The organism is Microvirga tunisiensis (assembly GCF_009296175.1).
Classification (GTDB): domain Bacteria; phylum Pseudomonadota; class Alphaproteobacteria; order Rhizobiales; family Beijerinckiaceae; genus Microvirga; species Microvirga tunisiensis.
Genome location: NZ_VOSK01000027.1, coordinates 18,672 through 38,182, shown reverse-complemented (window position 1 = coordinate 38,182; position 19,511 = coordinate 18,672). Strand labels below are relative to the sequence as shown.

Annotated in this window: 19 protein-coding genes and 1 pseudogene; 15 read left to right on the top strand and 5 right to left on the bottom strand. The window is 65.0% G+C overall.

The window, feature by feature from the left end; genetic code table 11:
- Window positions 1-129 precede the first annotated feature (129 nt).
- Both FS320_RS10280 and FS320_RS10275 read right to left on the bottom strand, forming a co-directional pair.
- A complete protein-coding gene (locus FS320_RS10280; RefSeq protein WP_152711377.1) occupies window positions 130-1,269 on the bottom strand; it encodes a carboxylate-amine ligase in 1,140 nt (379 codons plus the stop codon).
- 174 nt (window positions 1,270-1,443) lie between these two features.
- The gene (locus tag FS320_RS10275) at window positions 1,444-2,190 is read right to left on the bottom strand and encodes a 16S rRNA (uracil(1498)-N(3))-methyltransferase (protein WP_152711376.1); all 747 of its coding nucleotides are present in this window, start codon (window positions 2,188-2,190) and stop codon (window positions 1,444-1,446) included.
- Between the two features lie 218 nt (window positions 2,191-2,408).
- Here FS320_RS10275 and FS320_RS10270 point away from each other — a divergent pair, with 218 nt between their 5' ends.
- From FS320_RS10270 to lpxK, 7 genes are all read left to right on the top strand, one after another.
- A complete protein-coding gene (locus FS320_RS10270; protein WP_152711375.1) occupies window positions 2,409-2,879 on the top strand; it encodes a hypothetical protein in 471 nt (156 codons plus the stop codon).
- Window positions 2,880-2,896: 17 nt separating this feature from the next.
- Window positions 2,897-3,826: a 4-hydroxybenzoate octaprenyltransferase gene (gene ubiA, locus FS320_RS10265; protein WP_152711374.1), complete on the top strand. Its 930-nt coding sequence runs from the start codon at window positions 2,897-2,899 to the stop codon at window positions 3,824-3,826.
- A gap of 67 nt (window positions 3,827-3,893) precedes the next feature.
- Window positions 3,894-4,709: an inositol monophosphatase family protein gene (locus FS320_RS10260; protein WP_162866274.1), complete on the top strand. Its 816-nt coding sequence runs from the start codon at window positions 3,894-3,896 to the stop codon at window positions 4,707-4,709.
- A gap of 59 nt (window positions 4,710-4,768) precedes the next feature.
- Window positions 4,769-5,002: a DUF4170 domain-containing protein gene (locus FS320_RS10255; protein ID WP_152711373.1), complete on the top strand. Its 234-nt coding sequence runs from the start codon at window positions 4,769-4,771 to the stop codon at window positions 5,000-5,002.
- 14 nt (window positions 5,003-5,016) lie between these two features.
- Window positions 5,017-5,751, top strand: a complete 735-nt coding sequence (locus FS320_RS10250; protein ID WP_152711372.1) for a lysophospholipid acyltransferase family protein — start codon at window positions 5,017-5,019, stop codon at window positions 5,749-5,751.
- Window positions 5,748-7,037 (top strand): 3-deoxy-D-manno-octulosonic acid transferase, encoded by a 1,290-nt coding sequence (locus FS320_RS10245; RefSeq protein ID WP_152711371.1) that lies wholly within the window; start codon window positions 5,748-5,750, stop codon window positions 7,035-7,037. The genes FS320_RS10250 and FS320_RS10245 overlap by 4 nt, the downstream gene beginning before the upstream one ends.
- Window positions 7,037-8,050, top strand: coding sequence for a tetraacyldisaccharide 4'-kinase (gene lpxK / locus FS320_RS10240; RefSeq protein WP_152711370.1), 1,014 nt, complete (start codon window positions 7,037-7,039; stop codon window positions 8,048-8,050). The genes FS320_RS10245 and lpxK overlap by 1 nt, the downstream gene beginning before the upstream one ends.
- Before the next feature lie 36 nt (window positions 8,051-8,086).
- Here lpxK and FS320_RS10235 read toward each other — a convergent pair whose 3' ends face one another.
- Both FS320_RS10235 and xseA read right to left on the bottom strand, forming a co-directional pair.
- Entirely contained in the window at window positions 8,087-8,308 is a 222-nt protein-coding gene (locus FS320_RS10235; RefSeq protein ID WP_152711385.1) for a DUF2093 domain-containing protein, read from the bottom strand.
- A gap of 70 nt (window positions 8,309-8,378) precedes the next feature.
- The gene (gene xseA, locus FS320_RS10230) at window positions 8,379-9,953 is read right to left on the bottom strand and encodes an exodeoxyribonuclease VII large subunit (protein ID WP_152711369.1); all 1,575 of its coding nucleotides are present in this window, start codon (window positions 9,951-9,953) and stop codon (window positions 8,379-8,381) included.
- A 186-nt stretch (window positions 9,954-10,139) separates the two neighbouring features.
- Between xseA and purD the strand changes: the two genes are divergently transcribed.
- From purD to FS320_RS10210, 4 genes are all read left to right on the top strand, one after another.
- Complete coding sequence (gene purD, locus FS320_RS10225) at window positions 10,140-11,417, top strand: phosphoribosylamine--glycine ligase (RefSeq protein ID WP_152711368.1); 1,278 nt, start codon at window positions 10,140-10,142, stop codon at window positions 11,415-11,417.
- 144 nt (window positions 11,418-11,561) lie between these two features.
- Window positions 11,562-12,470, top strand: coding sequence for an alpha/beta fold hydrolase (locus FS320_RS10220; protein ID WP_152711367.1), 909 nt, complete (start codon window positions 11,562-11,564; stop codon window positions 12,468-12,470).
- A 75-nt stretch (window positions 12,471-12,545) separates the two neighbouring features.
- Window positions 12,546-12,983: a YsnF/AvaK domain-containing protein gene (locus FS320_RS10215; RefSeq protein ID WP_152711366.1), complete on the top strand. Its 438-nt coding sequence runs from the start codon at window positions 12,546-12,548 to the stop codon at window positions 12,981-12,983.
- A 170-nt stretch (window positions 12,984-13,153) separates the two neighbouring features.
- Complete coding sequence (locus tag FS320_RS10210; protein WP_152711365.1) at window positions 13,154-14,155, top strand: YsnF/AvaK domain-containing protein; 1,002 nt, start codon at window positions 13,154-13,156, stop codon at window positions 14,153-14,155.
- Window positions 14,156-14,218: 63 nt separating this feature from the next.
- On the opposite strand, the gene FS320_RS10205 is transcribed toward FS320_RS10210, so the two are convergent.
- Entirely contained in the window at window positions 14,219-14,695 is a 477-nt protein-coding gene (locus tag FS320_RS10205) for a nucleoside deaminase (RefSeq protein ID WP_152711364.1), read from the bottom strand.
- 57 nt (window positions 14,696-14,752) lie between these two features.
- Between FS320_RS10205 and FS320_RS10200 the strand changes: the two genes are divergently transcribed.
- The 4 genes and pseudogenes from FS320_RS10200 to FS320_RS10185 form a co-directional block, all read left to right on the top strand.
- The gene (locus FS320_RS10200; protein ID WP_152711363.1) at window positions 14,753-16,861 is read left to right on the top strand and encodes a pseudouridine synthase; all 2,109 of its coding nucleotides are present in this window, start codon (window positions 14,753-14,755) and stop codon (window positions 16,859-16,861) included.
- A 164-nt stretch (window positions 16,862-17,025) separates the two neighbouring features.
- Window positions 17,026-17,583 carry a 16S rRNA (guanine(966)-N(2))-methyltransferase RsmD gene (gene rsmD / locus FS320_RS10195; protein WP_152711362.1) on the top strand — a complete coding sequence of 186 codons (558 nt, stop codon included), beginning with the start codon at window positions 17,026-17,028 and terminating at the stop codon, window positions 17,581-17,583.
- A gap of 94 nt (window positions 17,584-17,677) precedes the next feature.
- Entirely contained in the window at window positions 17,678-18,718 is a 1,041-nt protein-coding gene (locus FS320_RS10190; RefSeq protein WP_152711361.1) for a zinc-dependent alcohol dehydrogenase family protein, read from the top strand.
- 275 nt (window positions 18,719-18,993) lie between these two features.
- Window positions 18,994-19,500, top strand: a pseudogene (locus FS320_RS10185) (aldo/keto reductase); the annotation flags it as partial.
- Between the last annotated feature and the right edge of the window lie 11 nt (window positions 19,501-19,511).

The following is a 19,511-nucleotide window of genomic DNA, read 5'->3' as shown; positions in this document are numbered from 1 at the left end:
AGCATCGGCCCAAAAGTGGATACCGCTTTCGAGGTTGGTCCGATGCTTCTCCTCTTCGCTGGCGCACCGTTGATGCGGAAAACCGGCTCCACTTTTCGCTGGCGCAGACCTTCGGCTCCGCACGATGCGCTAGTGCCGGATCGTCGTTTCTCCCATCGTCTCCGCACTGAGCCAGTCGACAACGCCGGCAAGCGCGTCCCGGTTCGACAGGCCGCGGCCAACCGCTTCCGTATAGAGCGTCAGCTGCTGGTCGGCACTGGTGCCGCGGGCCACGATCCAGCGGGCGAGATCGAGCTCGCGCTGGCAGCCGAGGGCCTTGGCATCCTCGGCCACGAGATCGAGCGTCTCGTCCAGGAGCTCCCGCACTGGCTTTGCAGTGCGCGTCTTCTCGTCGACGAAGCTGCCGTGGATGCCGTAGCGCTGTGCCCGCCAGCCGTTCTCGTCGTTGATGGCGCGGGAGGCGCCGGTCTGTCCGGCGTTCAGCGTGGTGTCCAGGCTCAGGCGGCGGACAAGGCAGCGATAGAGCGCGGCAATCGCGATGGTGTCGTCGAGCCGGGTGCAGCTGTCGGCCACCCGCAGCTCGAGGGTCGGATGCTTCAGGGACGGCCGGATCACCCACCAGACATAGCTGGAATTCTCGATGGCGCGGGCGGCCACGAGGGTGTCGATATAACGCTGATAGTCCTGCGCGCTTTCGAAGAGGTCGGGGAATCCCGTGCGCGGCAGCTCGCGATAGGCCGCAAGCCGGTAGCCGAGCAGCCCCGTGCGCTGCGCCTGCCAGAACGGCGAGGAGGTCGAGAGCGCGAGCAGCAGCGGCAGGTAGGGCTGGATCCGGTTCATGATGTCCACGCGCATGCTCAAGTCGGGCACTTCCACATGGACATGCATGCCGCACAGCACGTTGCGGCTGCCGAGCATCTGCAGGTCGTGCATGACCTTGCCATAGCGTGGCTGCGCCGTGGGACGCACCCGGGACCAGATGGCGAGCGGATGGGTGCCGGAGGCCATGATGGACAGGCCGAAATCGCGGGCGACGGATCCCACCGACGAGCGCAGCTCGGCAAGCTGCGCGCGGGCCTCGGAGAATTCCACGGCCGGCTTGCTCGCGACCTCGATCTGCGGCTCCAGCATCTCGGGCTGGATGTCGCCGGAGATGTTGTCACGGCAGGCGGCGAAGAATTCCTTGATCCTCCCCCGGGCGATATCCCGTCTCGGCGCATCGTTGACGAAGTACTCTTCCTCGATACCGAACTTGAAGTCCCAGCTCATTTCCCTGTGTCCTCTGTTCTTATTTAGAAATGACCTTTCGCGCATGCGGACCGGCCTGCGGCGACCGAGCCCAAACTCCGGCTTAATGGGGCCAGAATGGGGCGAGTCGACGCGAAACTGCTAAGCTTTTGAAGCTAGAGGCTGATCGGCTTTATTCGTTGTCGGACGATGAGGTCAGTTCCAATCGCCAAGCACGGCCTGAACGATCGCCAGCGCGGCCACAGCGGCTGTGTCAGCTCGCAGGATTCGCGGACCCAACGATACGCAAACACATCTTTCGTGGGCGGCGACAAGCGCTCTCTCCTGATCGGTGAACCCTCCTTCGGGGCCCACTATAACGACCAGACCAGCTTGATTGTTCCCAAGCTTGGCCAGAGCCTCGACCGGGTTCGAAACGGGCGCATTCTCGTCGCAGAAAACGACCAGGCGATCTTTCTCCAACCCCTTGAGAAAACGCTCCAAATTCACTTCTTCGCGCACCTCCGGAATCGACAGGATCCCGCACTGCTCGGCCGCCTCTACGGCGTTGCTGCGCATGCGCTCGAGGTTCACCCGGGAGGCCTGGGTCCTGCGCGTCAGGATGGGCTGGAGAACGCCCGCTCCCATCTCCACCGCCTTCTGGACCATATAGTCGAGGCGGGCGTGCTTGAGCGGCGCAAAGGCATAGATGATGTCGGGGGCACCCCCCTGCTTCCGGGTCAACTCCACGCAGACGAGACCGGCGGCCTTGCGCCCCTCGACCTCGACTTCGGCGCGCCATTCCCCATCCTGCCCGTTGAAGATCAGCACGCTTTCCCCGGCCTTCAGGCGCAGGACGTTGAGCAGGTAATTGGCCTGTCCCCGGTCGAGGGCGATCCTGGCCCCGGCCTGGAGGGGCGCATCGATGAAGAGACGGGGAGCGTTGAAATCGTATTCGGCCATTGGGGGATCTGGGGAGCCTTGTGCTGAACCGCTCTCCCTGTATCAAGTTCCCCCGCCCCGAGGGAGAGGGTCGGCCCTGTTGGTCACGTGAAATTCAGGTGCGGGATGGCACAGCTTAAGCTTAAGGCGACCATTCGCCTCTTGGCCTCAAGGCCCTGAACCTGTTAACAGAACGCAGGCGTGCGAGACGTCGCGCGCTTTTTGAGGGAATTTTGGGCATGATGCATATCCGTTCGCATCTTCTGGCTGCGTTGGCCGTCGCCGGCAGTTTCGTGACAGCTCCTGCCTTCGCGCAGTCGAGCGCCTGCCAGGAAGGGCAGAAGATCCTGCAGGAGCGGCAGAGCCTGATCCAGCAGGTCAACAAGCTCACAAATGGTGGCAAGAACAAGCAGATCGACCCGCGCGCGGCCTGCACCATCTTCTCGAAGCTCGTGACCAATGGCTCCGCCGGTCAGAAGTGGATGACCGACAACAAGGATTGGTGCCAGGTTCCCGATCAGCTGGTCCAGAGCTTCGCCGAAGATCACAAGCGCTCCCAGCAGTTCAAGGGTCAGGCCTGCGGCGCTGTCGCGAAGATGGCCGAGATGGAAAAGCGCGCCAAGCAGCAGCAGACTCAGCAAGGTGGTCCTGCCAGCAAGATGGGCGGCGGTCTGACCGGCACCCTGAGCGTCCCGAAGGGCGCGCTCTAAGCCAGGTCCTTTAAGTTATGGAGCGTCCCGCGGACCCGTCCCTGCCCGATGCCGTCAAGGGCCATTGGGCCGAACGATCGGCGCCGGCGGGCCTCAAGCCTTACCTGCGCCTCGCCCGCATCGAGCGGCCCATCGGCTGGTGGCTGCTTCTCCTGCCCTGCTGGTGGTCGGCGGCGCTCGCCGCCATCGCGGCGGGACAGCCCTGGCCGAACCCGGTCCATTGCCTCCTCTTCCTGATCGGCGCCGTGGCCATGCGCGGAGCGGGCTGCACCTATAACGACATCGTCGACCGGGATCTCGACACCCGCGTCGAGCGCACCCGTCAGCGCCCCCTTCCCTCGGACCAGGTCACCCTGAAAGGGGCTCTGGCCTTTCTCGCGCTTCAGGGCATCCTCGGCCTTCTGGTCCTGCTCCAGTTCAATGCCTTCGCGATCGCGACCGGCTTCGCCTCGCTAGGCATCGTCGCGCTCTACCCCTTCATGAAGCGCTTCTTCTGGATGCCGCAGATCGTGCTGGGCCTCGCCTTCGCCTGGGGGGCCCTGATGGGCTGGACGGCCGCCTTCGGATCTTTGGGCTGGGCCGCTATCTTGCTCTATCTCGGCAGCATCGCCTGGGTGGTGGGCTACGACACGATCTATGCCCTGCAGGACATCGAGGACGACGAGATTGCCGGGATCAAATCCTCGGCCCGGTTCTTCGGCGAGAACGTGAAGCTCGGCGTCGGCATCTGCTATGCGCTGACCATCGTTTCCATCACCGCATCGCTGGTTCTGGCAGGCGCAGGCGTGCCATCCTTTGCCGGCTTGAGCCTCTTTGCCGTTCACCTGGGCTGGCAGGTCGCCCGCATCGACCGGGCGGACGGCACCGGCGCACTGCGTCTCTTCCGCTCGAATCGGGATGCGGGCCTGATCCTGTTCGCGGCCATGACCCTCGACTGCCTCGTCTAGAAAGGCCGACCTTTCGAAAAGGAAGGTTTGGGCTCGAGGGATATGGTATCTCCTCCCGATGGCCCCCATGTCAGGTTCGATGCTGTCTCCTTCATCTCATCCAGGCCCCTCCCTCGCACCCGCCGTGCGGGATGCCGCCCGCCGGGCAGGAGATCTGGCCCTGGCCTATTTCCGCGCCGGCGCGCAGACGGCGGCCAAGCTCTGGTACAAGGGGCACAGCTCCCCGGTGACGGAAGCGGACATCGCCCTCGACGTTTTCCTGAAGGAGCATCTCTCCGCGCTGTTTCCCCAAGCCGGCTGGCTTTCGGAGGAGACGGCCGACGACCCGGCGCGCCTTGAGCAGAGCTATGTCTGGATCGTCGACCCCATCGATGGCACCCGGGCCTTTGCCTCGGGCCATCCCGATTGGGCCATCTCCATCGCCCTGGTCAGAGACGCAAGGCCGGTTCTCGGCATCCTCTATGCGCCGATCCATGATCGTCTTTACGAAGCAAGGATCGGCGAAGGAGCCTGGTGCAACGGCGAGAGGCTGCAGGTGTCCGAGGCGGAGGATGTCGCGCATGCCCGGGTTGCGGGCCCCAAGTCTCTCGTGGACCAGCTCGAGCGCCACATGGGCCCGGTCGAGCGCCTGCCCAAGGTGCCGTCCCTGGCGCTCAGACTGGCGCGGGTGGCGGAAGGCTCCATCGATATCGGCCTCGTCTCGGCCAATGCCCAGGATTGGGACATCGCGGCCGCGGACCTCATCCTGCAGGAAGCCGGCGCATGCCTGACCGGACTCGACGGTTCGACCCCGATCTACAACAAGCCTTATCCCTCCCACGATGAGATGATTGCCGTTGCGTCACGGTTGCATCCTCGTGCTATTGGAGCCATGAGAGCCTGAACAAAGTTGGCTCACATCAACACCGACCCTCCAACCCTCTTCAGAAGAGCCCTATCATCATGACCGACACGCCTGGCAAGCAACTCCTGCATCTGGTTTTCGGCGGCGAGCTCAGCAGCCTCGAATCCGTCGACTTCAAGGATCTTTCCAAGCTCGAAATCGTCGGAATCTTCCCGAACTATGCCAGCGCCCACGCGGCCTGGAAGGCCAAGGCGCAGGCGACCGTGGACAATGCGCAGATGCGCTACTTCATCGTCCACCTTCACCGCCTGCTGGATCCGCAGATCGGCTGATTCCTCAGGTCGCAATGGGTCTCATGAAGCGCATCACCCGGTCGCGAGCGGTCCAGGAAACCCTGGGCTTTCTTGTCGCGGGCTATCTCAAGTTCGTGCAGCGCACGAACCGGTTCGTCATGGAGCCGGCCGATGCTTATGACCGAGTCGAGATGCCCGTGATCGCCGCCATGTGGCACGGGCAGCATTTCATGATCCATTTCGCCAAGAGGCCGCAGGACCGCGCCGCGAGCCTCGTCTCACGCTCGGGCGACGGTGAGTTCAATGCCGTCGCGCTGCGCCATCTGGGGGTGCGGGCCATCCGCGGCTCCGGTGCCCGCGGCCGCGACATCCGCAAGAAGGGCGGTGCCCAGGCCATGCGGGCCATGCTGCGGGCCTTGAGCGATGGAGAGATGGTGGCGATGACCGCCGACGTCCCGAAGATTTCGCGGATCTGCGGCCAAGGTATCGTCACTCTGTCCCAGCTGTCCGGTCGTCCCATCGTGCCGGTCGCCGTGGTCACGAGCCGCCGCATCGACTTCGACAGCTGGGACAGGGCCAGCATCGGGCTGCCGTTCGGCCGCGGAGCCATGGTGCTCGGAGATCCGATCCATATCCCGCGGGAAGCGGACGAGCAGACGCTGGAATCCTTAAGAAAGACCGTCGAGAGGGAACTCGACCGAGTGCACGAGCGGGCCTATGCTCTGATCGGATCGAGGGATCCGGGCGCCAAGCCCAGTCCCGTGCTCATGGGAGGCTCCCGGGCATGAGCTTCCCGATCATCTTCAAGGCCTACCGCACGGCGGTGTCCATGCTGGAGCCGGCCGTGCTCGGTCTCCTGTATTGGCGCCGGCACAAGGGTCGCGAGGATCGCACGCGGCTCAGCGAGCGGCAGGGCTATCCCAGCCGGGAACGGCCCAAGGGCCACCTGATGTGGGTTCACGGTGCCAGCATCGGCGAGACCCTGTCCCTGCTGCCGATCGTGGAACGGATGACCCAGCGCGGCCTTTCGGTCCTGGTGACATCAGGCACGAAGACATCGGCCTCTCTGATCGCCCGGCGGCTTCCGCCCGGCGCCATTCATCAGTTTGTCCCGCTGGACGTGCCACGTTATATAAAACGCTTCCTGGAGCACTGGCATCCCGATCTGGCCCTGATCGCGGAATCCGAGATCTGGCCGAACACGATCATGGCGCTGGCCGAGCGTGACATCCCACTCGTCATGGTCAACGGCCGCATGTCGGATCGGTCGTACCAGCGCTGGCAGAAAATGCCGGGCATCATCAGAGGCCTTCTCGAACGGTTCGCCCTATGCCTTGCCCAAACGTCCGACGACGCCGAACGGCTGGCCCGGCTCGGTGCTCCCCGGGTGATCGTGACGGGCAACATCAAATTCGATGCGGCTCCCCCGCCAGCCGACCCGCGGGTGGTGGCACATCTCTCGGGGCTGATTGCAGGGCGCCCGGTCTGGCTTGCAGCCAGCACGCATCCCGGCGAGGAAAGTGCGATCATCGCCGTGCACCGCGCCTTGGCGAATCGCCATCCTCACCTGCTCACCATCATCGCCCCACGGCATCCCCATCGGGGGCCGGACGTTGCCTCCCTTGCCAGACAGGCGGGACTACGCGCCAGCCGGCGCTCCGAGGGCATTCACCCCGATCGGGCGACGGATATCTACGTGGTCGACACGGTCGGCGAGATGGGCCTGTTCTACCGACTCTCCCCCATCGTCCTCATGGGCGGCACTCTGGTTCCCATCGGCGGGCATAACCCGATCGAGCCGGCCAAGCTGGGTGCGGCCATCCTGCACGGACCACATGTCCATACCGCCACCGAGATCTATGAGGCCCTCGATCGGTCGCGGGGCGCAGTAATGGTGAAGGACAGCGCCACCCTGGCGCGGGCCGTCAACGAATTGCTGAGCAACGCGGCCCTTACGCGCGATATGGCTCGCAAGTCAGGGGAGGCCGTGCAGGCGCTCGGCGGCGCCGTGGACCGGACGATGCAATCGGTCGAGTCCTTCATCGTGCAGGCGAAACTGGGAGCGCGCCGCTGATGCGCGCACCACGCTTCTGGTGGCAGCCCTCCCCCTCGCTGCAGGCCAGTCTGCTGCGCCCAGCCGGCATCATCTACACCTCCATCGCCGCGCAACGGATGCGGCGACAGGGCGAGAAGGCGGATCTTCCCATCATCTGCATCGGGAATTTCACCGTGGGCGGCGCCGGCAAGACACCGACGGCACTTGCCGTCGCAAGGATTCTCGATGCGGCGGGTGAAAGCCCCGCCTTCCTGTCACGGGGCTATGGCGGTCGTCTGCGCGGCCCGGTGCAGGTCCGGATGAAGCACACGGCGTTCGATGTGGGCGACGAACCCATCCTGCTCTCGGGCGCGGCGCGAACCATCGTCTCCCGCGACCGCCCGGCCGGGGCCCGGCTGTCCTACGAGATAGGATCGACCGTCGTCATCATGGATGACGGGCTCCAGAATCCGTCGCTGATCAAGGATTGCGCCATTGCGGTCGTGGATGGAGCAACGGGAATCGGCAATGGTTTGCCTTTGCCTGCCGGGCCGCTGCGCGCGCCAATGAAAGTGCAATGGCCTGCCATCGATGCGGTTCTCATCATCGGCAATGGAGAGCCGGGACGACAGATTGCCGAGGAAGCTGAACGGCTCGGCAAGCGCGTATTCCGAGCAAGGCTCGAACCGGCAATGGATGTCGCCAAATCGCTTGAAGGCAAGAAGGTGCTGGCCTTTGCGGGCATCGGACGGCCCGAAAAGTTCTTCGACACCCTGCGCGCCTGCGGCGCCACCGTCGAAGCCGTCCATCCGTTTCCCGACCACCATCGTTACAAGGCGGCCGAACTCACGGCTCTGCGCCAGGAAGCGGAGGCACGCGGGCTTCAGGCCGTGACCACGGAGAAGGATTTTGCACGGATCGCGGCGGTGAAGGAAGCCGAGCCTTGGCCGGATCTGATGGTGCTGCGGGTGCGGCTTCGAATCGAGAACGAGGCGGGCCTGCGCAACCTGCTCCTGCGCCGCATCAACGAAAGGCGGCTGCATGTCGCATGAACGACGGCGAACCGGATCCACCTCGCCGGAAGCACTCTATTTTTGAGGCCCGCCCCCGCCGGTGATGCGCATCATCACCGCCTCGGGCGAGGCATAGGCCTCCTGCCTCTCGACGCTCCAGTACTTCAGCTCGTCGAGGGGGATCTCAACACCCGTCACCGCGCAACGCACATACGCCCCGGGCTTCAAGACCCGGAGGTTGCTGTCGAGATATTGCACCACGGCTTCGCCGCCGCTGCGTTCGATCTTGTTCAACATCGATGACATCAAGAAATGCGTTGCGCTGTCTTCCACATAAGCAGGCTGAACGAGGATTTCCAATCCTCAATCAAAACAAGGCGCCCTGCTCTTCCGCTACCACGAGCTTCGGCTTGGCTACCCTTGGCCTCGTCCCGATCCGCCCACCGGTGGCATCCGCCTTGCCGTCGGCGAATTCGAGCACGAGGGCCTGGCCGTCCAGCACCGCATCCGCCGAGTTGAGCGGCTGCCCGTCCGCATCGCGGACGAGGGCGAAGCCGCGCTTGAGCACGGATTTGTAGCTCAGGCTTTCGAAGAGCTTGGACACTGCGTCCAGCTTGTCGGCCTTGCGGGCGATCTGGCCCTGCAGCGCCGGCCCGAGGCGCTCGGCGACCCGCTGGGTGAGTTCATGCCCTTGAGCAAGGCGCACCCGCTCGGCGCGCAACAGCGCCTCCCGGGACACCACCAGACGGCGGCCGACCTGCTTCAGGCTCTCCTCGCGCAGCAGGATGGAGCGGCAGGCTGCATTGTAAGGGCGCGGCCCCACCGCATCGAGCCTGGCGCGCATGCGGGCGACGTTGGCCACCGGCGAGACGTGGGCAAGCTGGCGCACAACCTTGAGCAGCCGCTCCTCGTGGCCGCGCGCGTTGCGGGCGAGCGCCGGATAGAGCTTGGTGGCCGCAAGATCGAGCCGCTGCCGCTTGGGCGAGAACAGGGCCTCGGGGGTCGGCAGGGCACGGGCGGTGGCGCGCAGATCCGACCGACGGCGATCCACAAGACGAAGGGCTGCTTCCACATGGCGCCGGGAGAGATCGTTCACGGCGGCCATGAGCTCGACCCGGACCGGCACCACCATCTCGGCGGCGCCCGTGGGCGTCGGCGCACGCATGTCGGCCGCATGGTCGATCAGGGTCCAGTCGGTCTCGTGGCCGACCGCCGAGACCAGCGGGATGCCACTCTCGGCCACGGCCCGCACGACGATCTCCTCGTTGAAGCCCCACAGGTCCTCGATGGATCCGCCGCCGCGGGCCACGATGAGTACATCAGGGCGCGGGATCCGCCCGCCGGATTCCAACGCATTGAAGCCGCGGATGGCGGCGGCGACCTCCGCCGCGCAGGTCTCGCCCTGCACGCGCACGGGCCACACCAGCACCCGGCGCGGGAATCGATCCTCCAGCCGGTGGAGAATGTCGCGGATCACCGCGCCGGTCGGCGAGGTGACGACGCCGATCACCTGCGGCAGGAAAGGCAGCCGGCGCTTGCGCTCCTGAGCGAACAGCCCCTCCGCATTCAGCTTGCGGCGGCGCTCTTCGAGCAGCGCCATGAGCGCGCCGATGCCGGCGGGCTCGAGCGTATCGATGACGATCTGGTACTTGGACGAGCCCGGAAAGGTGGTGATGCGCCCGGTGGCGATGACCTCCATTCCCTCCTCGGGGCGGATCTTGAGCTTGGCGAAGGCCCCTTTCCAGATCACCGCGTCGATGCGGGCATTCTGGTCCTTCAGGGAAAAATACGCATGCCCCGACGAGTGAGGCCCGCGATAGCCCGAGACCTCGCCACGCAAGCGCACATGGCCGAACGCATCCTCCAAGGTGCGTTTGAGGGCGCCCGCCAGATCGGACACCGACCATTCGGAAGCATTCGAGGGAGCTTTTTCTGCGAACATGAGGTGAACCTAATCCGCCCACCCGGGGGCTGCCAAGGGCGCGGCCGCAACAGACGTTCACAATGGCAACCTATCCCCTGTGCATTTCGCCGCGCCCGCAAAACAGGTCTTGGCCTCGCACTTTCAAGACTAGGCGCAAAAGCCCATAGCCGCTAAGAGCGCAGGCAGCACAGGGAGGCGAAAGTCATGAACATTCTTCTCATCGGGTCCGGCGGGCGGGAGCATGCTCTGGCCAGGAGTCTCTCGGCGAGCGCCCTGTGCGACAGGCTTCTCGTCGCCCCCGGCAATCCCGGCACGGCGCAGCACGGCACCAACGTGGTGCTCGATGTAATGGACCATCGGGCGGTGATCGATCTCTGCCGGGTGATGAAGGTCGATTTCGTCGTGGTCGGGCCGGAGGCGCCACTGGTGGCAGGACTCGTGGACGATCTCACGGCTGCGGGAATCAAGGCGTTCGGACCGAGCAAGGCCGCCGCCCAGCTCGAAGGCTCGAAGGCCTTCACCAAGGATCTGTGCGCAGAGTTCAACATCCCGACCGCTGCCTATCGGCACTTCACCGATGCGGAAGCGGCCAAGGCTTACGTCCGCAACTACGGCGTGCCGACCGTAGTGAAGGCGGACGGCCTTGCCGCCGGCAAGGGCGTGGTCGTCGCCACCTCCTTCGAGGAGGCTGAAGAGGCCATCGACATGATGATCGGCGGCGGTCTCGGAGCGGCCGGAGCCGAGGTTGTGATCGAGGCGTTTCTCGAAGGCGAAGAGGCGAGTTTCTTTGCCCTCTGCGACGGCACGCATGCGATCCCCTTCGGCACGGCGCAGGACCACAAGCGCGTCTTCGACGGCGACCAGGGACCCAACACCGGCGGGATGGGGGCCTATTCGCCGGCCGCCGTGATGACGCCGGAACTCCAGGCCCGCGCCATGCGGGACATCATCGAGCCGACGCTCGCGGGCATGAAGGCGCGCGGTACGCCCTATACGGGCATCCTCTATGCCGGGCTGATGCTCACCAAGGACGGGCCTCAGCTCATCGAATACAATGCCCGCCTCGGCGATCCCGAAACCCAGGTTCTGCTGCCGCGCCTGAAATCCGATCTCGTGACGGCGCTGCTTGCCGCCTGCGACGGCGTTCTGAACAGCATCTCCCTGCAGTGGACCAACGAAGCTGCGCTCACCGTCGTCATGGCCGCGCAGGGCTATCCGGGATCAGTCGAGAAGGGCTCGGAGATCAGGGGCATCGACAAGGCTGAAGAGTTGAACGATGTCATCGTCTTTCATGCCGGCACGAAACAGGACGGCGACAGGATCGTTGCCAATGGTGGACGCGTGCTCAATGTCACGGCGTTAGGACACACGATCTCCGAGGCGCAAAGGAAAGCCTATGAGGCTGTTGCCAGGATCGAGTGGCCGGAGGGCTTCTGCCGGAAGGACATCGGCTGGCGTGCTGTGGAGCGTGAGCTGAACTGAGCATACTTCAATCGAGGGATGACGCAACGGAACATAGTCCACTTTAAGTTGTAACTCTCTTTTTTCCTAAGCAGCCTCATCCAATTCGCATGGGAATGCTCTAGCTTCTGGAAGCGATCTTCTTACAACAGCGAGCGGCCATCCATGAGCGACGAACTCTTTCCCGATTTCGAAAGCCACTGGATCGACACGGAGGTCGGGCGCATCTTCGCCCGCTCCAAAGGCACGGGAAAGCCGCTCGTTCTGCTGCATGGCTTTCCTGAAACGCATGCCATGTGGCACCACCTCGCGCCGACTCTGGCCGAGACCCACAAGGTCGTCTGCATGGACCTGCGCGGCTATGGCTGGTCCTCTGCGCCGGAAGGCGACCCGAAGCACGAGACCTATTCCAAGCGCGCCATGGGCCGGGATGTCGTGCGGGTCATGGAGGCTTTGGGCTATGTGCATTTCGCCGTCGTCGGACACGACCGCGGAGCGCGTGTCGCGTACCGGCTCGCCCTCGACCATCCGGGCCGGGTGGAGCGGCTCGCCCTTCTCGACATTCTGCCGACCTACCATGTGTGGGAGCAGATGGGAGCAGGCAGAATTCCGGAAGTTCACTGGGGCTATCTTTCACAGCCCCGACCGAAACCCGAGGAAGAGATCGGGCGCGATCCGATCCCATATTTCGAAGGCCTGATGCGGGAATGGTCGGCCGCGGGCGATCTCAGTGCCTTCGATCATCGCGCGCTCCACTCCTACTGGCAGAGTTGCAACGAACCCAGCCGCATCCACGCCTTCTGCGAGGATTACCGGGCCGGCGCCACCCGAGACATCGAGGCCGACGAAGCCGATCTCGCCGCAGGCAAGACCATCCAGTGCCCGACCTATGTGATCTGGAGCGACTATTATCTCGTCAGCGGCCCTGTCGGCGACCGGAAGCAACCACTCGACATCTGGCACCAGAGCTTCGCCCCCAAAGCGACCGGCATCGGTGTCACGTCAGGGCATTTCGTAGCAGAGGAAAACCCGAGTGCGACCCTGGAGGCGCTGCAGGCTTTCCTGCAGAGCTGAAGCTTCGGTTGTCGCTTCTGGCTGAGGAACCCGTCTGATCAGCGCACGTTCACCGGTGCAGACGGGACCTTTTCAATGACAAAGCGCATTCCAGACCAGCCGGTCTCACAGGACACCTCCTCCGAGGTGGAAGTCATTGCTCTTGCTGAAGAGGAAGTGCGGCTCGACAAGCGCATGGTGACAACGGGCAAGGTTCGTGTTCGTACAATCGTCGACGTCGAGACTGAGCTGGCAAAAGCGACACTCGACGGCGAGACAGTCGAAGTCACGCGCATTCCCATCGACCGCATCGTGGATCAGGCTCCTGACATCCGCGTCGAAGACAATGTGACCATCATCCCCGTTCTGGAAGAAGTTCTCATCGTCGAAAAGCGCCTCGTCCTGAAAGAGGAAGTGCATATTCGCAAGCTTGCGACGACGGAGGACGTCGAGATCCCGGTCGAGCTTCGCAAGCAGCATGCCGTCATCGAAGGGCTTCCCGCAGATGAGGACGACACGAACACCAGTTCGTGAGATTGCAAGCAACGACAAATCGATTTTGGGAACGAAGTTGCCCAGCAGCAATTGGTAGATCAGTGCGCCTGAAGCCGTGCTGTTTTGAGTAATGCGGCAGCAGTAATTGAGCATGGGCTAGACTTCTCAAAATTCCATTTGTTTATCGGTCACCTCTGGAGATCTTCGCAATGGCCAAGACTGTAACCTGCCTCTATGGCAGCGACTCTCAAGCTTCTGCAATCGTTCGTGAGCTGGAGCAATCCGGCATCTCGCAGGGCAAGATCTGCATGTTCACCAATTCAGGCAGCAACCGCTTCTGGGATGACACCGGCAGCTTCGACGAAAGCTCAGGTGGATCACACCATGATCGCGTTGAAAATTACCTCACCACCAACGGCGTGCCACGTGACGATGCTCGTGCTTACGCAGAAGGCGTGCGCCGCGGCCACGCTCTCATCGCCGTACGCTGCGATGACGGCGAGGCGGATCGGGTCGTGGATATCCTCGACAATGACGATGTTCTCGACCTCGACGAGCGGCAGGACGCTTGGCGTTCGGAAGGCTGGAACGATTACGGTTCGGGTGTTTCCGATCTCGGCTCCGGCTCTACCACCACATCGTCCGGCATGCTGGGTGGCGCAGGGCTGACGAGCGGCAGCGACATGCGCGACAGTGACATCGCGCAAGATCGCACCTATGCGGCGTCGGATGACCGCACGACCCTTGGTACGGATCTCGGGAGTGATCGTACCCAGCTTCACGGCAGTGACGTAAGCCGCGGCGACGAAGTGATCCCCGTGGCGGAGGAAGAGCTGCATGTGGGCAAGCGCGAGGTCAGCCACGGCCGCGTACGCATTCGCTCTCATGTGATCGAGCGTCCCGTGCAGGAGCAGGTTACCCTCTCCGAGGAGCGCGTCGCCGTCGAGCGCCGCCCGGTCGAAGGCTCCCTGCATGCCGGATCCATCAACGATGGCGATCTCTTCCAGGAGCGTACCATAGAGATGGAGGAACGTGCCGAGGAAGCGGTGGTCTCCAAGGAGGCTCGCGTCGTCGAGGAGGTTGTCGTGCGCAAGGAAGCAGACCAGCGGACCGAGACGATCTCCGATACGGTTCGCAAGACCGAGGTCGAGGTGGAGGACGAGCGGGGCAACACCGTCTCCCGCACCGGCACCACGGATAACAGCCGTTAATCCTCACACCGGAAGAAGCGCAGGCCCGGAGTGCGTCGCTCCGGGCCTGTTTCATGCAACCCTTTATCGCCGGCCCTCGAAAAACTCCTTCAGCAGCGCCGCCGCCTCCCTCTCCCGGATGCCGCCATAAACCTCCGGGGCGTGGTGGCAGGTGGGCTGGTCGAAGAAGCGCACGCCGTTATCGACCGCGCCGCCCTTCGGATCGTAAGCCGCGTAATAGACCCGCCGGATACGGGCGAACGAGATCGCGGTCGCGCACATGGTGCAGGGCTCCAACGTCACGTAGAGATCGCAGCCGGAAAGCCGCTCGTCGTCCAGAGCCTCGCAGGCGCGGCGGATGGTGAGCATTTCCGCGTGGGCTGAGGGGTCCCGCAGCTCGCGCGGGCGGTTGCCCGCCGAGGCGACGACCCGGCCGTCCTTCACGATGGCGGCCCCCACCGGCACCTCCCCGCGCGCCGCAGCGGCGCGGGCCTCGTCGAAGGCCACGCTCATGGGATCCGGTCTTCCCGGATCAAGCGGCTCGTGATCGGCGTTATCCATCAATCGGTTCGTTCCTTAATCCTCGCTTCTCTGCCACTCCTCTGCTATCAGGCTCCCATGACCGACAGCAACGACGATAATCGCAGGGGCCGCTCCTCGGGACGCTCCGACCGCGGCCGCACCTCCGGTGACAGGCCCTTCCGCAAACCCCGCGAGGGCGGCGAGCGCCCCTTCCGCGCCCGAGGCGACGATGACCGCCCGCGCAAGCCGCGTGACGCAGGCGACCGGCCTGTCCGCAGCCGCGATGGCGACCGGCCTGTCCGCAGCCGCGATGGCGATAAGCCGTTCCGCCCGCGCGGAGAAGGTGGCGACAAGCCGTTCCGCAGCCGGGACAACGATGATCGTCCTCGCCGCTTCGAGAGCGGCGACAAGAAACCCTTCCGGCCCCGCGGCGAGGGCGGCGACAAGCCGTTCCGCGCCCGCAGCGCCGGTGACAAGCCGTTCCGCGGCCGGTCCGGCGACGAACGTCCGCGCCGCTTCGACCGCTCCGCCGAGGATCGTCCGCGTCGCGCCCGCGAAGAGCGCCCCGAGGTCCAGGCCGAACCGCAGGAGCCCACCGAGGATCGTATCGCCAAGGTCATCGCCCGTGCCGGCATCGCGTCCCGCCGCGACGCCGAGGTGCTAATTGCGGAGGGTCGCGTCACCCTCAACGGCAAGGTGCTGGAATCCCCCGCAATCAACGTGACGGCGGCCGACAAGATCACCGTGGACGGCGAGCCCCTGCCGGCCAAGGAGCGCACGCGCCTGTGGCTCTTCCACAAGCCGCGCGGCCTCGTGACCACGGCCCGCGATCCGGAAGGCCGGCCGACCGTGTTCGACAACCTGCCCGAGGACCTGCCCCGCGTGGTGGCGGTCGGTCGGCTCGACATCAACACGGAAGGGCTTCTGCTGCTCACCAACGACGGCGGTCTTGCCCGCATGATCGCCCATCCCGATACCGGCTGGCTGCGGCGCTATAAGGTGCGCGCCCACGGCGAGATCAACCAGGCGGACCTCGACCGCTTACGCGACGGCATCAGCATCGACGGCATCGATTACGGCCCCATCGAGGCGCGTCTCGACCGGGTGCAGGGCGACAATGCCTGGATCACCATGGGCCTGCGCGAGGGCAAGAACCGCGAGATCAAGCGCATCCTCGAGCATCTGGGCGTCCGGGTGAACCGCCTGATCCGCATGTCCTTCGGCCCGTTCCAGCTCGGCGACCTCGAGGTCGGCCTCGTGGAAGAGGTGCGCACCAAGGTGCTGAAGGATCAGCTTGGCGAAGCGCTCGCCCTCGAGGCGGGTGTCGATTTCGAAAGCCCGGTGCGCGAGCCGATCGCGCCCTTCGGCTCTCCCAAGGGGCAGGATCGTGATGAGCGCGGCGAGCGCCCCTCGCGCTTTGGCAGAGACCGGGATGACGAGCGCCCGCGCCGTCACCGCGACGGGGATGAGCGGCCATCACGCTCCCGCGATGGCGACCGTTTCAGCCGCGACGAGGAGGAACCCAGGAAGCGCCCGTCGCGCCTCGATGTGAAGACGAGCGTGTGGCGTGCCGGTGAAACCGACGAGGACGCCCCGCGCCGGAAGACCCCGCGCCGCGGTGCCGATCCGAAGGAGGCTCGCACAGCCAGCGCGGAGCGTCAGCGCGAGCGTGTCGGCGCCATTTCGTCGAGCGAAGGCCGCAAGGTCGTGGTGGAGCGCCTCGTGCGGCAGCCGCAGGAAGAGGAGGCGCCCGCTCCCCGCAGGGGCCGCAGCGCTGCCGGTGGCGAGGATCGTCCGCGCCGCCGTGACGACCGCGATGCGGCTCCGGCCCGCCGCGGTCGCGAGGGTGGAGAACATCCTTCGCGCCGCGATGACGAGCGCCCGCGGCGTCCCGCCGGCGACAGGCCCTTCCGGGCACGCTCGGAGGGAGCGGAGGATCGTCCGCGCTCTCATCAAGGCGAGCGCCCCTTCCGGTCGCGCGAGGGCGGGGACGACCGCCCGCGCAAGCCACAGGGGGACCGTCCGTTCCGCGCCCGTGGCGATGACGACCGTCCCCGCCGTGGCCCCCCGCGAGGGGATGCCCCTTCCCGTGGCGGCCCGAGAGGCGGCGGCTTCAAGAGCGGTCCTCGAGGCGCGTCCAAGGGCGGACCTTCGAAGGGCGGCTTCAAAGGCGGCTCCAAGGGCGGCCCGCGCGGTCGCCGTTGACCAGCGCCTGACACCATCCTGGTCCTCATCCTGAGGAGGTTGCGAAGCGACTGTCTCGAAGGAGGGTCTGGAAAGCATTGGAGACGCCCTCGTCCTTCGAGACGGCCTTTCAGGCCTCCTCAGGTCGAAGGCTTCTGGAGAGTTTCTGAATTAGGAATCATGCCATGAGAATTGTGGGCGGGCGCTGGCGCGGCCGCTCGCTCAAGGGGCCGAGCTCGGACGCGATCCGCCCGACCTCGGACCGCCTGCGCGAGACGCTTTTCAACATCCTGCAGCACAGCTATGACGATCCCGTCGAGGGCGCGCGCGTGCTCGACCTCTTCGCCGGCACCGGCGCCCTGGGGCTGGAGGCGCTCTCACGAGGCGCCGCCTTCGCGCTCTTCGTCGACGACGGGGCGCAGTCCCGCAGCATCATCCGCGAGAACGTCGAAGCCCTCGGGGCCGGCGGCGCCACCCGCCTCTTCCGCCGCGACGCCACCCGCATGGGCGAGGCCGCGCCCAATGCGCCCTTCTCCATCGTGTTCTGCGATCCCCCCTACGGCCGGGACCTCGCGCCGAAAGCCCTGCGCTCCTGCGCCGAGGGCGGCTGGCTGGTACCCGACGCACTCGTGATCGTGGAAGAGGCGCAAGGCGTCGCGGTCACGCTGCCGGAAGGTTTCGAGGCGATCGAGCGGCGTGATTACGGAGAGACGAAGGTGGTGTTCGGGCGGTATCGCGCTTAACCCTCCTCAGCCGGCAGATGTCCGTGCGATTGTCCCATCATCATCTGCCCGCTATACCGCCCCTTCCCTGTTGGTCGCGTAGGAAAGGCTCATCATGAAAGCAGTTCTCTTCGAGCAGTTCGGGCAGCCGCCGCGCGTGCAGAACGTGCCGGACCCGACACCCTCCGCGGAAGGCGTCGTGATCAAGGTCGAGGCGACCGGCCTATGCCGGAGCGACTGGCACGGCTGGATGGGACACGATCCCGACGTGGTGCTGCCGCACGTGCCGGGGCACGAGCTCGCCGGCACGGTGCTTGCCACCGGCAAGCAGGTCACGCGCTGGAAGACGGGTGATCGCGTCACGGTGCCGTTCGTCGGCGGCTGCGGCCATTGCCATGAATGCCATTCCGGCAACCATCAGGTCTGCGAGCAGCAATTCCAACCGGGTTTCACGGCCTGGGGCTCGTTTGCGGAATATGTGGCGGTCGATTACGCGGATACGAACCTCGTCGCGCTGCCGGAGGAACTGGATTTCGCCACTGCCGCGAGCCTCGGCTGCCGCTTTGTCACGTCGTTCCGCGCCATCGTCGACCAAGGACGCGTAAAGCCCGGGGAATGGGTGGCGGTGCATGGATGCGGCGGTGTGGGGCTCTCCGCAATCATGATCGCGAGCGCCATGGGGGCGAACGTGATCGCCATCGATCTCACGGACGAGAAGCTCGCATTCGCGAAAGCCATGGGCGCCGTGGCGACGGTGAATGCGCGAGACAGCAAGGATGTGGTCGGTGCTGTCAAGGACATCACCAAGGGCGGCGCGCATGTGTCCATCGATGCCCTGGGCCACCCAGCCACCTGCTTCAATTCCATCGCCAATCTGCGCCGCCGCGGGCGTCACGTGCAGGTCGGGTTGATGGTGGGCGAGCATGCCCGCGCGCAGGTGCCGATGGCGCAGATCATCGCGCATGAGCTGGAGGTCTACGGCAGCCACGGCATGCAGGCCTTCCGCTACCAGGACATGATGGCCATGATCCGCACCGACAAGCTCGCACCGCAGAAACTCGTCGGCAAGCACATCAGCCTCGACGAGGCGCCCGACGCCCTCATGGCCATGGACCGCTTCGAAGGCCTTGGCATCAGCGTCATTACGCGTTTCTAAGAATGGCAAGCGTTCCATACCCCTCGCTCGTCATCACCAGCCTTGTGCCAGTGATCCCGATTAATTGAGGGGCGACGCTCTTCCTGATCGGGAAGGCCGGACCGATCCCCGGATCAAGTCCGGGGACGGCCATGACGGGAAGGACTCACCCAGCTGCACCACTCCACCCTGCCTCCCCGCAAGGGGAACACGCGCCACATCGTGCGTTCATGTTGTTGAACAAGCACGAGACGCGCTATGTAACTCTTCTGCCCAATTGCCCGCTGGAGAGTTCGATGGCTTACCTGCCCGCTGAAAATCGCTACGACGAGATGATCTACAATCGGTGCGGCCGCAGCGGGCTTTTGCTGCCGGCGATCTCGCTCGGGCTCTGGCATAATTTCGGCGAGGACAAGTCGGCCGCGACCGCGCGGGAGATCTGCCGGACGGCCTTCGACCTCGGCATCACGCATTTCGATCTCGCCAACAATTACGGTCCTCCTCCCGGTTCGGCAGAAACATTGTTCGGCGAGATTCTGCGCAACGATTTCCATGGCCTGCGCGACGAGCTGGTGATCTCCACGAAGGCGGGCTACCGCATGTGGCCCGGCCCGTACGGCGAGTGGGGCAGCCGCAAATATCTCCTCTCCAGCCTCGACCAGAGCCTCAAGCGGATGGGGCTCGACTATGTCGACATCTTCTATTCCCACCGCTTCGATCCGGACACACCGCTGGAAGAAACCATGCTGGCCCTGGACTCGGCCGTGCGGCAGGGCAAGGCGCTCTATGTCGGGCTCTCGTCCTAAATTTGTTT

What these genes read in the sequence shown, in the direction of transcription:
- FS320_RS10280 (WP_152711377.1), bottom strand. Translation starts at nt 1,269, where the DNA reads ATGAGCTGGGACTTCAAGTTCGGTATCGAGGAAGAGTACTTCGTCAAC.
- FS320_RS10275 (WP_152711376.1), bottom strand. Translation starts at nt 2,190, where the DNA reads ATGGCCGAATACGATTTCAACGCTCCCCGTCTCTTCATCGATGCGCCC.
- FS320_RS10270 (WP_152711375.1), top strand. Translation starts at nt 2,409, where the DNA reads ATGATGCATATCCGTTCGCATCTTCTGGCTGCGTTGGCCGTCGCCGGC.
- ubiA (WP_152711374.1), top strand. Translation starts at nt 2,897, where the DNA reads ATGGAGCGTCCCGCGGACCCGTCCCTGCCCGATGCCGTCAAGGGCCAT.
- FS320_RS10260 (WP_162866274.1), top strand. Translation starts at nt 3,894, where the DNA reads ATGTCAGGTTCGATGCTGTCTCCTTCATCTCATCCAGGCCCCTCCCTC.
- FS320_RS10255 (WP_152711373.1), top strand. Translation starts at nt 4,769, where the DNA reads ATGACCGACACGCCTGGCAAGCAACTCCTGCATCTGGTTTTCGGCGGC.
- FS320_RS10250 (WP_152711372.1), top strand. Translation starts at nt 5,017, where the DNA reads ATGGGTCTCATGAAGCGCATCACCCGGTCGCGAGCGGTCCAGGAAACC.
- FS320_RS10245 (WP_152711371.1), top strand. Translation starts at nt 5,748, where the DNA reads ATGAGCTTCCCGATCATCTTCAAGGCCTACCGCACGGCGGTGTCCATG.
- lpxK (WP_152711370.1), top strand. Translation starts at nt 7,037, where the DNA reads ATGCGCGCACCACGCTTCTGGTGGCAGCCCTCCCCCTCGCTGCAGGCC.
- FS320_RS10235 (WP_152711385.1), bottom strand. Translation starts at nt 8,308, where the DNA reads ATGTTGAACAAGATCGAACGCAGCGGCGGCGAAGCCGTGGTGCAATAT.
- xseA (WP_152711369.1), bottom strand. Translation starts at nt 9,953, where the DNA reads ATGTTCGCAGAAAAAGCTCCCTCGAATGCTTCCGAATGGTCGGTGTCC.
- purD (WP_152711368.1), top strand. Translation starts at nt 10,140, where the DNA reads ATGAACATTCTTCTCATCGGGTCCGGCGGGCGGGAGCATGCTCTGGCC.
- FS320_RS10220 (WP_152711367.1), top strand. Translation starts at nt 11,562, where the DNA reads ATGAGCGACGAACTCTTTCCCGATTTCGAAAGCCACTGGATCGACACG.
- FS320_RS10215 (WP_152711366.1), top strand. Translation starts at nt 12,546, where the DNA reads ATGACAAAGCGCATTCCAGACCAGCCGGTCTCACAGGACACCTCCTCC.
- FS320_RS10210 (WP_152711365.1), top strand. Translation starts at nt 13,154, where the DNA reads ATGGCCAAGACTGTAACCTGCCTCTATGGCAGCGACTCTCAAGCTTCT.
- FS320_RS10205 (WP_152711364.1), bottom strand. Translation starts at nt 14,695, where the DNA reads ATGGATAACGCCGATCACGAGCCGCTTGATCCGGGAAGACCGGATCCC.
- FS320_RS10200 (WP_152711363.1), top strand. Translation starts at nt 14,753, where the DNA reads ATGACCGACAGCAACGACGATAATCGCAGGGGCCGCTCCTCGGGACGC.
- rsmD (WP_152711362.1), top strand. Translation starts at nt 17,026, where the DNA reads ATGAGAATTGTGGGCGGGCGCTGGCGCGGCCGCTCGCTCAAGGGGCCG.
- FS320_RS10190 (WP_152711361.1), top strand. Translation starts at nt 17,678, where the DNA reads ATGAAAGCAGTTCTCTTCGAGCAGTTCGGGCAGCCGCCGCGCGTGCAG.